General features: G+C 55.7%; 12 protein-coding genes and 1 pseudogene. 8 read left to right on the top strand and 5 right to left on the bottom strand.

What is annotated here, in order from left to right; genetic code table 11:
• The 5 genes from Q363_RS26510 to Q363_RS36890 form a co-directional block, all read right to left on the bottom strand.
• On the bottom strand, positions 1 to 894 hold an 894-nt coding region (locus Q363_RS26510; RefSeq protein WP_035356777.1), incomplete at its 3' end, for an ABC transporter permease.
• The gene (locus tag Q363_RS26505; protein ID WP_035356775.1) at positions 891 to 1,262 is read right to left on the bottom strand and encodes a PadR family transcriptional regulator; all 372 of its coding nucleotides are present in this window, start codon (positions 1,260 to 1,262) and stop codon (positions 891 to 893) included. The genes Q363_RS26510 and Q363_RS26505, both read right to left, overlap by 4 nt.
• Positions 1,199 to 2,002 carry an efflux RND transporter permease subunit gene (locus Q363_RS26500; RefSeq protein ID WP_035356773.1) on the bottom strand — a complete coding sequence of 268 codons (804 nt, stop codon included), beginning with the start codon at positions 2,000 to 2,002 and terminating at the stop codon, positions 1,199 to 1,201. The genes Q363_RS26505 and Q363_RS26500 overlap by 64 nt, the downstream gene beginning before the upstream one ends.
• 45 nt (positions 2,003 to 2,047) lie before the next feature.
• Entirely contained in the window at positions 2,048 to 2,317 is a 270-nt protein-coding gene (locus Q363_RS26495) for a hypothetical protein (RefSeq protein WP_157467614.1), read from the bottom strand.
• Between the two features lie 216 nt (positions 2,318 to 2,533).
• Positions 2,534 to 4,369, bottom strand: coding sequence for a sigma 54-interacting transcriptional regulator (locus tag Q363_RS36890; RefSeq protein ID WP_051979370.1), 1,836 nt, complete (start codon positions 4,367 to 4,369; stop codon positions 2,534 to 2,536).
• A 246-nt stretch (positions 4,370 to 4,615) separates the two neighbouring features.
• Between Q363_RS36890 and Q363_RS26485 the strand changes: the two genes are divergently transcribed.
• The 8 genes and pseudogenes from Q363_RS26485 to Q363_RS26450 form a co-directional block, all read left to right on the top strand.
• Entirely contained in the window at positions 4,616 to 4,966 is a 351-nt protein-coding gene (locus Q363_RS26485; RefSeq protein ID WP_035356769.1) for a hypothetical protein, read from the top strand.
• Between the two features lie 132 nt (positions 4,967 to 5,098).
• The gene (locus Q363_RS26480; protein ID WP_035356767.1) at positions 5,099 to 5,986 is read left to right on the top strand and encodes an aldo/keto reductase; all 888 of its coding nucleotides are present in this window, start codon (positions 5,099 to 5,101) and stop codon (positions 5,984 to 5,986) included.
• A gap of 40 nt (positions 5,987 to 6,026) precedes the next feature.
• Complete coding sequence (locus tag Q363_RS26475) at positions 6,027 to 7,451, top strand: PQQ-dependent sugar dehydrogenase (protein ID WP_051979369.1); 1,425 nt, start codon at positions 6,027 to 6,029, stop codon at positions 7,449 to 7,451.
• A gap of 47 nt (positions 7,452 to 7,498) precedes the next feature.
• Positions 7,499 to 7,960, top strand: a complete 462-nt coding sequence (locus tag Q363_RS26470) for a cupin domain-containing protein (RefSeq protein WP_035356763.1) — start codon at positions 7,499 to 7,501, stop codon at positions 7,958 to 7,960.
• A gap of 42 nt (positions 7,961 to 8,002) precedes the next feature.
• A complete protein-coding gene (locus tag Q363_RS26465) occupies positions 8,003 to 8,917 on the top strand; it encodes an NAD(P)-dependent oxidoreductase (protein WP_035356761.1) in 915 nt (304 codons plus the stop codon).
• Positions 8,918 to 9,188: 271 nt separating this feature from the next.
• Positions 9,189 to 10,145 carry an iron exporter MbfA gene (mbfA, locus tag Q363_RS26460; protein WP_035356759.1) on the top strand — a complete coding sequence of 319 codons (957 nt, stop codon included), beginning with the start codon at positions 9,189 to 9,191 and terminating at the stop codon, positions 10,143 to 10,145.
• 323 nt (positions 10,146 to 10,468) lie between these two features.
• A complete protein-coding gene (locus Q363_RS26455; protein ID WP_169747141.1) occupies positions 10,469 to 11,839 on the top strand; it encodes a multicopper oxidase family protein in 1,371 nt (456 codons plus the stop codon).
• Between the two features lie 859 nt (positions 11,840 to 12,698).
• Positions 12,699 to 12,928 (top strand): annotated as a pseudogene (locus tag Q363_RS26450) (IS21 family transposase); the annotation flags it as partial.

Below are 12,928 nucleotides of genomic sequence, written 5' to 3'. Positions count from 1 at the left end.
CCATGCCGGATTGGCGATGTACGTCTTGCCGTCTTCAGGAGGATTGCCCCACGCATTCAGCTCCGGACGGCTCTGCAGTGGAATCCAGAAATCGGTCGATCCGCCTGCCTCTGCACCTTCGAAACCTTCCGCCGCAACTCCAACGATCGTCGTGCCCACGCCGTTCACGAAGAGGGTTTGGCCCAATACGTCTGGATTGCGCGCAAAGCGCCGCGTCCAATAGTTGTAACTAAGAACGGCAATCGGTGCGTGGTCGCGCTCATCTTGTTCAGTGAATCCGTGGCCTAGCAGCAACTTTACGCCCAGACCAGAGAAAAAGGCGCCGCTCACCATGTCGCCTTCCGCTTCCTCCGGTTGCGCGCCAAAACGAACCGATACTTTGCTGCCCGACAAGGGGACGTAAGCGATCACCTGCGAAAGTCCCTGCGACTGGCGCCGCAACGCATCGTAGACGGGATAGGAGAATGTCTCGTTGGAATCGATGGTGCCGGTGCCGCGCGGTGGATTGGATGTCCTCAAGTACACCACACGATCCGGATCAGACACCGGCAGCGACCGCAGCAGCACGGCGTTCAACACGCTAAAGACCGCCGAGTTGGCGCCGATGCCGAGCGCCAGCGTCAGGATCGCCGTGACCGTGAACCCCGGACTCTGCGATAGCGACCGAAAGGCGAATCGAAGGTCGCGCAGGAGCTTTTCCAGACCTACCCATCGGCCTTTCAGGTAAAAGCGCTCCTGTGCAGCGCGGATGTTGCCAAACTCACACCGCGCCTTCCTCCGGGCTTCATCCTCGCTCAGTCCCTCGTGCCGAAGGTCGTCGGCTTCGAGCTCAAGATGCGCTTTGATTTCCTCCGCAAAATCTTCCGCACTTCGCTTGCGCCGGAATATGCTCATGCCTCTTCGCCTTGCGGTCCGTTGCCGGAATCGAGAATCAAACCCATCGCGCGCGTCAGCCGCCGCCATTCACCGGTCTTCTCCATCAGCTGTTCACGGCCCTTCGGGGTCAGTGAATAGAACCGCGCTTTACGGTTGTTTTCGCTCACCCCCCATTTCGCGTGAATCCATTTCTTGTCTTCCAACCTCTGCAGTGCGACATAGAGCGATCCGTGGTCGACAAAGAGCACCTCTTCCGATTGGCGCTGAATGGAACGCGCCACGCCCTGTCCATGGCACGGTCCGAGGAGCAGGGTCTTCAGAATCAGCAGGTCCAGGGTGCCCTGCAACAGGGCGATGCGGTCGTCGTTGTTCTCTCGGGTAGACATGCGACCCAAGTATCCGCCCGTTCGGGTAGAATGTCAACCCATATGAGAGGCACTCCAATGGCCTCTTTGCCGCCGATCTTTGATGTTCCGGTCGGCAGAATCAGATTGTGAGCGGAAATGGCATTCACCACATCCGATGCGGACAAGCCTTTCGACTGTAATGCGGCGGGGTTGAGATCCACTTGGACCTGTCGCTGCTTGCCGCCATAGGGGTAGGGAACTGCCGTTCCCGGCACCGTGATGAGCTGCGTGCGAATGAAATTCAATCCGTAGTCATTCAATTGCTGCTCTGATAGTCCTTGTCCCGAAAGAGCGAGTTGCATGACTGGAACGCTTGATGCGCTGTACGCGATGACGAGAGGCGGAGTTGTGCCCGCGGGTAGCTGTCGGAGCTGCGTTTGAGAGCTTGCCGTGATCTGCGCGATTGCGCGGTCGATGCTGGCATTTGGCTGCAGGAACACCTTGACCACTGCAATGCCGTACAAGGACTGTGATTCGACATGCTGGACGTTGTCGACAACCGTTGTGAGGTTCCGCTCGGTGATGCTGACGATGCGGTCAGCCATCTGTTCAGGGACCAGGCCGTTGTAATTCCAGATGATGCTTACGACCGGGATGTCGATATTCGGGAAGATGTCGGTCGGCGTGCGGTCGATGGACACGATGCCCATTGCGAAGATCAGTATGGCCATCACAACAAACGTGTAAGGCCGCCGCAAAGCCAGTCGAACAATCCACATATGAATTCCCCTTATCCGCCGGTTCCACAGAACCGGCAGGGCCTTTTACCGCGCGTTCTGTTCCTGATCGATCCACTTCCGGATGTAGGCAGAGCAGTTTTTCAACTCAGATCCGAGTGCCTCGTTCAGCGCCAGGAAGAGCACAGCATCCCGATCGACGAGCCTTACCTGTTCCAAATCGAGGGTGATTCGATGTGCCGACGATTCGGACCTTAAAAGGGCGAGAAGCTCGGGTACCTGCTCCGCTTGGATCCGCCCCGTCAGTCTGAAAGTCACCCGCTCGCCTTCGGTCGATTTCTGAATTCTCAAGGTCATCGAATGCAGCCTTCTGCGCTGTAAGTAAGCAACCCGGATGCCAATCGTATGCGACTGCAAAATCATGGCTTAGGTAGGGCGGGCGCCCTCGACAATTCGGAAATTTCCGAATTCTCGGGAGCGCAGAAGAAGGAGATTTGAAATTTTCGAGAGGTTAAGGAAAGGATGGTGGTGGGCAAATCAGAACGGCGAGAAGGCGAGAAACTCCAGCTAGATCTAGAGGGCTGACTGACCCTTTCTGAACCGATGCTTGTCAATCTTTAAGGATCTGATTTTAGAATCCAGCGTAGATTGCGGGATTCCGAGTTTGGCCGCCGCTCCAGAAGGGCCCGAGACCCTTCCGTGGCTTTCAGCCAACGCTGCCTCGATCAATTCCTTCTCCTGAGCTGCGAGTTTCTCTGAAAGCGCTTGGCTCTTTGTCGCAATCGGGTGTGCACCTCGCCCAACCCAACTCTCATCCACAGACAGGTTCTCGGTATCGCACGCGATGACGGATCGCTCGATTACGTTTTGCAGTTCTCGAATGTTGCCCGGCCATGAGTACGATTGGAGCAAATCCATGCTTCGTTTATCGATGCCCGTTATTCTTTTCCCTGCTTTGCTCGCGTAGCGATCGACAAAGTATTCCACCAGCAGAGGAATGTCCTCTCTTCGTTGACGGAGCGGAGGCACTTCGATCGGGAACACGTTAAGTCGATAAAAAAGATCTTCGCGGAACCCGCCTGCGGCGATGGCAGCCTCCAGGTCGCGATTTGTCGCAGCAACAATTCGAACGTCGATCTGCAATGACTCGTTTGAACCCACGCGCTGAAACTCACGCTCCTGCAGGACTCGCAATAGCGAGATCTGAGTTTCCGGAGGCAGTTCTCCCGCCTCGTCCAGAAAAATCGTTCCGCCATCAGCAGATTCAAAACGGCCAAGGCGGCGTTGAGTCGCGCCCGTGAACGCCCCTTTTTCATGCCCGAACAACTCCGATGCAACCAGGTCGCGCGGGATGGCGGCACAGTTGACGCTGATGAACGCCTGGGTGGACCGCGGAGAGCGTTTGTGAATCGCACGGGCAATCAATTCTTTTCCTGTGCCCGTTTCTCCCGTTATCAAGACAGTCGAGTCTGTAGGGGCAACCTTTGCCACCTTTGCGAGTACCGCCTGCAGAGCTGGAGACGAACCTACAATCTCCTCGAACATGCGGGTGACGTCGATTTCTTCGCGAAGCGCCAGGTTCTCCTTATATAACTGGTCTCTCAGGATTCGAATTTCCTCGAATGCATTCTTCACTACGGAGATGTCGGTAATGGCTCCGAGGAAGATTGGCTTGCCATCCGGCTCTTGTGAGGTATGGCCAAGAACGCGGATTGTTTTGACCCTGCCGTCAGGCATTAATAATCGGTGTTCTACATCGACATCTCTTCCATCCTGAGAGGTGTCGGCTGTGACCTGCTGAACGAGTTGAACGTCTTCAGGATGAACCCGGTCGAAAGCCAATTGCAGTGTGGGTTCAACCGTTTGGTCATACTCAAAGATTCGATAGGTTTCTTCTGACCAGAATTGTTCACCAGTGGAGATGTCCCAACCAAAACTACCTGTGTGACTGAGAGTCTGGGCTCCGGCCAGGTACGCCTCACTCCTAGCGTGCGATTCGTTTGCCTCCTTGAGTTTTTGAACCATTTCCTTCAGGTCGTCGCGGGTCTTTCGAAGAGACTCCGTGGCTCGCCTCTGTGCGACGCTTAGGGCGCCAACAACCATCGCTGAAAGAACAAACACCACGAATCGTGCCATCTGGCCAGGCTTTGCCAGCAACGTATCCATCGGCGGAAGGAAGTAATAGAAGCCCAGACTCGATAACACGAGAGCTAGGCATCCCGGGCCTATGCCACCAAACCATGCGCTCAACATTACCGCGCAAAGGAAAAGTGACACAGGGGCGGATTCCAAATGCAAGGAAGGCCAATGAGAAATAAACAGCGCTAGAAAGACGGAGAACACCGCGATCGCGTACCCGCCGATCGTCCGCTTCTCCCGATTTTCGAAAAGATCAGCAGTGCTCGGCACGGGTCCACTCCACGGCGAAATTGGGGCGAACAAATCTTACGGGTTCAGGCGTTCGGAGCTGTACCTTCTTATTTCGATTCGGAGATGATCCCGAAGTTTCGGAAATTTCCTGGTTTTCGAAATCTTTGCTCGGATGCGCTCCAACGTAGGCCTCTGAATTATAGCCGTTTATCAGGGGCCTGATCGTTTGGCATTCGGGGTGCCATACCTGGGTGTGAGCAACCAGCTCGCAAAAGGAATTGAAAAATGAAATCGAAGATCTTATTTGCTGCTGCAATGGTGTTCGCAGTCCCCGCACTGGCGTTTGCCGCGTCGAAGAATTCTGCAAACGTGAGCCTTGTTAATGTTGCAGGCACACAACTCGCACCAGGTCAATACAAGCTGAGTTGGGAAGGCACTGGACCAGATGTAACTGTGGTTTTTACGGAGGGCAAGAAAACTATTGCGACCACCTCCGCCAAGCTCGTGAGTAATCGAAACAACCAGGAAGCTATCGAAACGACAACTGCTGGTGACAACAAGTCGGTTTTGCAAGCAGTCGACCTAAAGAATTTAACGCTTCAGTTCGAAAATGCTGTGCCCGCCGCGGGGAACTGATCGGGGGAGATCGGTTCGATCATGGGGAATCCGCCAATTCCAGAATTCCCATGATCGGCCGACGCCAGCCGCTCGCTAACTTGTCAAGGAGAAGGGCTCATCCAGTAGCTCTTCGAGTAAAAAGGAGCAGAAATGAATCAAACACTCATACAGTCAGCCGCGGCAGCCGGCACATTTACGATCGGCGGCGACCTGACCGTCAATCGAATCGGCTACGGCGCAATGCGCATCACCGGACCTGGAATCTGGGGTCCACCCGCGGACAAAGAAGCTGCGCTCGCAACCCTTCGCAGGGCGATCAAGCTCGGTGTAACCCTCATTGATACCGCTGATTCATACGGACCCGGCAATTCGGAACAACTGATCGCAGAGGCGCTTTATCCATATCCGGCTGACCTTGTAATCGCCACGAAAGGCGGCTGGGAGCGTCCCGGCCCAAATCAGTGGACGCACAATGCCAGTCCAAAACATCTTACCGAAGCGCTTGAAGGGAGCCTCAAAAGACTGCGTTTGAACCGCATCGATGTTTATCAACTCCATGCGCCCGACAACGTGATTTCGTTTGAGGCTTCAGTGGAAGCGCTGGCCAGACTGCGCGATGACGGCAAGATTCGCCACGTCGGGCTCTCAAACGTGACCCGAGAGCACGTCGAGCGAGCGTGCAAGATCGTGCCGATTGTCTCCGTGCAGAACCGTTACAGCTTCGCTGACCGGGAATCCGATTTCATCGTTGATTATTGCGAAGCAAACGGCATCGCCTTTCTTCCCTGGGCGCCCCTCGGTCAAGCAAGGGAGGCGCACGATGCGGTTGCGCAGGTTGCCGATCAACTCCGCGCCACTTCGTTGCAGGTTGCATTGGCATGGCTCCTCAAACGGTCCAAGGTGATCTTGCCGATCCCGGGAACGGCCTCGGTTAAGCATCTAGAGGAAGACATCGCTTCTGCTGCGCTGGAACTTCCCCAGGCAGCGTATGAGAAGCTGTCAGGCGCAAATCCAGCGTACGTAAGCCTGCGCGACTGAATAGAAAGCTTCGTTGAGAGGAACCATGAGAATTCCACACATGAAATTGTTAGAAGCCGGGCTCATCGTGGCCCTGGCTTTCACTCCTTGTGCAAAGGCGCAGCAGATCGCTACCGGTCAGGCCGCCTTTGCTGACTGGAATCAGCAGCAGCCTGGCGCAGGTCACAGGATTACGGTCGCGGACCTTCCTGAGCCGAATCCCCAGGAAGCTGTCAACAACACACCACAGTTAGTTCCACGCCCGAAGGATGCCTGGCCGATTGCTCCTGCCGGATTTCGGGTCACACTTTACGCGGGGGGCGATGCCACCCCCATGCAACGTGCTGATAACAAGGAACACATGCAACTGAGCGGTGGGACGTTTACGATGCCTCGCCTGCTACGGACAGCGCCCAACGGGGACATCTTCGTTGCGGATTCAGGCGCCGGCACCATTCTAATCCTTCGCGGTGTCGGCGCGGACGGCAAAGCGACTCATATCGAGAAGTTTGCCACCGGGCTAGATCATCCCTTTGGAATCGCCTTTTATCCCGCAAAGAATCCTGAGTATCTCTACGTTGGAAATGCGACGACCATTCAACGGCTTCCATATCACACGGGAGATCTGCACGCGACAGGCGCACCCGAAACTATCGTTCCCGACATCCCGGGCTATGCCCAGCTCACGGGCGGCGGTCATTGGACCCGCGACGTCGTTTTTACTCAGGACGGCAAACGCATGTTGGTTTCAGTAGGCTCCGGATCAAATGTCGATGATCCTGACACCCATCCCGCGGAGTTCCACCGGGCTGATGTGCTCGAATACACACCAGAAGGACAATTCATCAAGGTCTATGCTTCCGGCATACGAAACTGCGTCGGCGAAGCCATCAATCCCGTAACTGGCCAGCTATGGTGCTCGACGAACGAACGCGACAACCTCGGAAACCATCTTGTCCCCGACTACCTGACCTCCATTAAAGAAGGCGGCTTCTATGGCTGGCCCTGGTATTACATCGGCAACCATCAAGACCCCAGGCTCCCCAAGCCATGCGCCGGCGGCACCGGACCCAATCCGCAAGCGCCTGCCTTGACTCCTGCGCTCGCCGAAAACTGCAAGCGCGAGGACATTGGCTCACGGGTAATCGTTCCGGATGTTCTCGTCCAGCCCCATATGGCTTCATTGGAAATGCTGTTTTATCCACCGAGCGGCAATTTTCCCAGCAGGTATGACGGTGACGCGTTTGCCGCAGAGCATGGCTCGTGGAATCGCGCTAAACGCGCTGGCTATGAGGTGATTCGTATCCCGATGCACGACGGCCATGCGGCAGACGGCAGCTATCAAGACTTCCTGACGGGCTTCGTTACGAAAGACGGACAGGTTTGGGGACGGCCAGTTGGCGTAGCGGTGGGCGGAGATGGCGCACTTTACGTAAGCGATGACGGTTCCCGTAGTGTCTGGCGTGTGGCCTTCACAGGTAAGTGAGGCACACTCACCGCGCGGCACAAAACCAAAGGTCGAGAGGAGTACTCATGAAGTTAAAAGGGCGATCTGCGCGCGTTCTTGCCGTGATTGCGGGCATTTCTTTCATCCCTGCACTCGCGCAGAACCAATCGAATCACGCTGAAAGCGGTCACCGTGAGATCGTGCTCGAAACCGCAAAGTCCTGGAATGGTACAGCGTACACCCATTACCCCACTGGTCAACCAGAACTCACGACAATCAAGCTGATCCTTGCACCGCATACGGCTCTACCGTGGCATACCCATCCGTTTCCGAACTCCGTCTATGTGCTCTCAGGGACGCTGACGCTTCGAGACCGGGACGACGGCAAGACCCTGGTGGTGCATCAAGGACAGGCAGTTGGCGAGTCAGTGGACGTCGTGCATCGCGGGGAGTCAGGCGATGAACCGACCGTTCTGCTGATCACCTATGCAGGGACGCCGGGTGTTCCGACTTCGATTCCTGCGAAGGGTGAACAGGCTGAGTACTGAGGAAACGTATGGCAATCCAATCGATAGGAGATGTGACAAGAAATGATCAACAACGCATATAACAAACCCGACACAAAACTCGGATTCATTGGACTGGGGTTGATGGGCAGCCGTTTCCTTCGCCGGCTAAACGCCGAAGGCTGGAACGTCCGAGGGTGGAATCGCAGTAGCGCTGCAACGCTTCCTCTCAAGGAGTATGGATTCGCTATCGACGACACGCTCGCCGACCTCGTTCCTCGGTCAGACGTGCTGCTCTCCTCTCTGGCAAACGATGATGCTGCGCGGGCGATTTATCTGGGACAGAATGGCGTTTTTACAAACGTACAGCCTGAGACAACCATCCTTGAGATGAGCACGATCTCTCCTGACTTATCAGCTCTTCTCCACCAGGAAGCCAGAAGGCGCGGCGCGGAGATGATCGACCTTCCGGTATCCGGATCGACACCCGCCGTTGACTCCGGTACGGTCACATTGTTCGCAGGCGGCGAGCGAGAGACCTTCAATCGCTGTATTCCGATATTTGAGTCGATCGCTAAGCAGTGGTACCTGATGGGACCGGCCACCGCGGGCGTTCGCATGAAACTCGTGGCCAACCTCTTGCTTGGCGTGAATATGGAGGCCATCGCTGAGGCCGTGTCGTTGGGAGAGCATCTGCAGTTGAATCGCGCCCTTCTCCTCGACGTTCTTCCCAAGACGGCGGTGATTGCTCCGGCGTTTCTTGGAAAGTTCCAGAAGATCAAGGTAGGAGACTACTCTCCGCAGTTTCCGCTTCATCTGATGAGCAAGGATATGAACCTTGTTCATAGTGCCGCCAATCGATCCGGCGCTGTATTGCCCGCGACCTCGGCGACGAATTACGTCTTTGAGGATGCCCTTGCTGAAAAGGGCGGACTCGATCTTTCAGCCGTAACAACGTACGTTCAGACCTTGGCGCAAAAGGAGACACCAATTGGCTGATCAGAAATCGCCAGATTCGTCTCAGTCGGTTATAAGGGCGAGCAATCGGCGATAAGAACTTGATATTGGACTCCTCTCATGTCCCCTACGAGACTTGGAACAGAAGGCAGCATGAACACGGAAAGCGTCTTAAGTGGGCATAACCCTTGCCGGTGGCAGTGTCTTATCTCCCCCGATCGATTTTGCCGAAGTGAGAGAGACCAGCGGGACATATCTCTCGGACATTCAGGTGCCCGAGGATTCGGGGAATTTAGAAAGTGAGTGAAACCGCATGAAGAACTTCAAAGACTTGTCTGAACGCGAGATTCTCGCCCTGGCAATTTCACTGGAAGAAGAAGACGAGCGCGTGTATGCAGACTTTTTCGAGGGACTACGCCATGATTATTCCGCGTCGGCTTCGGTGTTCGACAGCATGCGAAAGGAAGAAACGGAACACCACCGTCGTCTTATCGAACTCTATCGCCAGAAATTTGGTGAGCACATCCTCCTGATTCGCCGTCAGGACGTAAAAGGGTTTGTGCAACGCAAGCCGGTGTGGCTCGTGCGTCCATTGGGCCTCGATGTGGTTCGAAAGCAGGCAAGCGCCATGGAAGTCGAGACTCGCCGGTTCTATGAACGGGCCGCATCGCTTGCGAAGGACGCGAGCATACGCCAGCTTTTAGATGATCTCGCACAACAGGAACGCTTGCACGAAGATCGAGCCGAGGAACTGACTGAAGAAAACCTTCGTCCAGACGCGAAGGAAGACGAGGACAAGGCGCGCCGCCGTCTGTTTGTCTTGCAGATCGTGCAACCCGGCTTGGCCGGGTTGATGGACGGCTCAGTGTCAACCTTGGCCCCGGTATTTGCGGCCGCGTTGGCCACAATGAACAGCTGGGACGCGTTCCTTGTCGGGATGGCTGCATCCCTGGGGGCAGGCATCAGTATGGGATTTGCAGAGGCGTTGTCTGATGACGGAAGTCTTACGGGACGCGGGCATCCATGGGCACGCGGTCTGATTTGTGGCGCCATGACGACGCTGGGAGGCATTGGCCACACCCTTCCCTTCCTGGTCAAGGATTTTCAGTTTGCATTATGGACAGCAATTGTAGTCGTCTTAATGGAACTTGGGGTCATCACCTGGGTGCGACACCGGTTCATGGATACACCGGTCTTCTCCGCGGCGACGCAGGTGGGACTTGGAGGAGCACTCGTGTTCATCACGGGAATCCTCATCGGAAAATCGTAAGACGGTCCAGGAAGTTTGGTTCATATTGGAATTCCTCGCACAGTGCGGCCGTTTCTCGAGAACAATTTTGGGCATTGAGGCGACATTGCCACTGCGATTCTCCTCAAGAACTGGATCGATCAACCTGAAGCTCGCTTTTGATTCCTGTTCGAAATCACTCCTGGATATTGGGCGCCCTAGCTGACGGTCATTGGAACACCGCGCCTTTCGGAGGAAAAATGTTAAGCCGCATGAAAAGAGCAGCCCTGGCAGTCGCGGTCATCACCGGGACTTCAGCCCCATCGCTTTCGGCACAGACCGCCACTCTGCCCGAACCTCCGCAGGTGAGCGGACCATTCACGCTCGAGGCCGTCACGGATCCGGTCTCCGGCAAATCTCAATTCCGCTATGACGGTCACGATATTCCGCCTGTCGTGCGGGTGCGGCCAGGCGAGGACATCCACATCGAGTACATCAACCGGCTGTCTCGCGATTCCAAAGAGAAATGCGTCATGATGCCCTGCACCAACGGGACCAATCTTCACTTCCATGGCCTACATGTGTCGCCCGAAAAGCCGCAGGACGATGTCTTGACCATGTCTGCGGCTCCTGGCGAGACGCTCCGATACACAGTTGAAGTGCCGCGCAATCAGCCTCCGGGTCTCTACTGGTACCACACCCATCAACATATGGAGAGTTACCGCCAGGATCTGGACGGAATGTCCGGGGCCATCGTGGTGGAAGGCATTGACCGTTACATTCCGGAACTCCGGGGTATGGAGGAGCGGATCATGGTGTTGCGCGATGTGGAACTCGACGAGCATGGAGCGCAACGAACCATGTTGATGAACAAGGTGGCCATGCTAACGCCAGCGTGTGGTCACAGCTCCGAACAGCCGGAGCGCGTACTCACGATTAACGGCGCAGTGAGGCCGCAGATTGAGATCGCCCCAGGCGAGCGTCAATTTTGGCGAATCGTTAATGCGAGCCCCGATCTCTATGCGGATCTGGAGATCGACGGTGGTTCCTTCGAAGTGGTCGCTCTGGATGGAATGCCTTTTGCGTTCCACGACCCTGGCACCCGAAGCCGCACGCTAGGCCATGTATTGCTCGCACCTGCTGGGCGAATGGAGGCGATCGTGACTGGCCCGCCGGCGCATCATAGATCTACATTCCATACCCGCTGCTTCGACACTGGGTCGGACGGAGATCCGAATCCGGCCATGGTTTTGGCTGATATTGTGCCCCGCAGCGATCGCGGCGGCCTGCGAACGATGGTGCAGGATTCAGGCACCCCAGTCTATGAGTCGATTCCCGCGGCAGCTATTCATTCAGCGGAGGATGCTGAACCCCGATTCACCGCCGTCTTCACTGAAGACAAGAGCGGCTTTTATATCAATGGCAAGAAATTCGACATGGAGTCGCCCCCGATGTTGACCGTTGATATTGGCTCTTATCAGCATTGGCGCGTCATGAACCGGACAAACGAAGTGCATCCGTTTCACATTCACCAGGTTCACTTTCTGGTGTACGCGGCAAATGGAACACCGCTGCAGCAGACGGAATGGTTAGACACAGTCAATGTTCCTGTGGAGGGGTCGGTAGATCTGGTGATGGATTTCACGGATCCGGTCATCCGGGGTACTTCGCTCTTTCATTGCCATCTCTTGAACCACGAAGATAAGGGAATGATGGCCAAGGTCGTCTTTAGATAGTGGGCGGCTTCCATGCTTCCATTCAACACAACATGTCAACCTTCCAGCAGAGAAGGTGGAAATCCGGTTAGCAACGCCGCATTATAGAAAAAGCTGAAACTGCTTGAGCTCGCCTCCGTTGGGTGTATCGCCCTTCCACACCCGGACTTCTACGGAGTTGGATACCGATCTTCTATTCAAGAACCTCCTGGACATTGTCTCGAGAACCCGAATCTATGGTCGGTATCGGTCTCGAGTGGGTTCACCTCAGACAGAACGGGAAAAACCAGCAACTCCATGGCCCGCCGAGTTAGCGGCCGACTTCATGTTTTGGCCAGGCGACAGCCATTCACCTCGGCTGGTTCCTGGAGCCGCCGAATGATTATCGTTTTGGCGGCGGGCATCAGCAGTGTACTGGGATGAGCGCCGGTTTGCTCCTCCGTATTCGACAATGTCCCAAACGCACTCTGAAGGGCAGAGGTCGTGGGTTTGATATGGGTTCGATAACGGTTCCTGATCGTGCCTTACAGCGCCAAAAGAAGCCATCCGTGACGCGTGTTTTCTGTTAGTTACAACTGTCACGGCAGAGGGTCGCGGGTTCGAGCCCCGTCGTCCCCGCCATACATTCCAAAAGACTTATGGGACGTATGGCGATCCCCTCGCAGGTGCAGAAAGGTGCAACCCCTCCCGCGAAAGCGTGGATGCGTGCCCTTAAGTGCTTCTGTTTGAATCGTTTGGCGTAGGTTGATCAGCGACACTTATAGTTCCTTGCTGGCGACAATTATTTCTCCCTGTTGGAAGTGAGTTGAGACGATGCGGGAAGCGCTTGGAGAGCGCCTTTCGCATGGTGACAGACCAGCAGATAAGGAGGCTGTACAAATTGTCGAACACTGAGGACACGCAGGCGATAGCGGCGTCGAAGGCCGGGATGGACGTGAAGACAGCGCGGAAGTATCTTCGGGCTCGGCGGCTGCCGAGCGAAATGAAGGCGGACCGGCACTGGCTGACGCGGCAGGACGGGTTTGCCGAAGTTTGGCCCGAGATCGTAGAGCAGGTTCGGACGAACCCTGGGCTGGAGGCGAAGACGATCTTCGCGGCGCTGCAACGGAG

The organism is Edaphobacter aggregans DSM 19364 (genome assembly GCF_000745965.1).
Lineage (GTDB): Bacteria > Acidobacteriota > Terriglobia > Terriglobales > Acidobacteriaceae > Edaphobacter > Edaphobacter aggregans.
This window is presented reverse-complemented; position numbering and strand designations above follow the sequence as displayed.

Coding starts and splice junctions, on each gene's coding strand:
- Q363_RS26465 (WP_035356761.1), top strand. CDS start 8,003: ATGATCAACAACGCATATAACAAACCCGACACAAAACTCGGATTCATT.
- Q363_RS26475 (WP_051979369.1), top strand. CDS start 6,027: ATGAAATTGTTAGAAGCCGGGCTCATCGTGGCCCTGGCTTTCACTCCT.
- mbfA (WP_035356759.1), top strand. CDS start 9,189: ATGAAGAACTTCAAAGACTTGTCTGAACGCGAGATTCTCGCCCTGGCA.
- Q363_RS26495 (WP_157467614.1), bottom strand. CDS start 2,317: ATGACCTTGAGAATTCAGAAATCGACCGAAGGCGAGCGGGTGACTTTC.
- Q363_RS26480 (WP_035356767.1), top strand. CDS start 5,099: ATGAATCAAACACTCATACAGTCAGCCGCGGCAGCCGGCACATTTACG.
- Q363_RS26505 (WP_035356775.1), bottom strand. CDS start 1,262: ATGTCTACCCGAGAGAACAACGACGACCGCATCGCCCTGTTGCAGGGC.
- Q363_RS26470 (WP_035356763.1), top strand. CDS start 7,499: ATGAAGTTAAAAGGGCGATCTGCGCGCGTTCTTGCCGTGATTGCGGGC.
- Q363_RS26485 (WP_035356769.1), top strand. CDS start 4,616: ATGAAATCGAAGATCTTATTTGCTGCTGCAATGGTGTTCGCAGTCCCC.
- Q363_RS26500 (WP_035356773.1), bottom strand. CDS start 2,002: ATGTGGATTGTTCGACTGGCTTTGCGGCGGCCTTACACGTTTGTTGTG.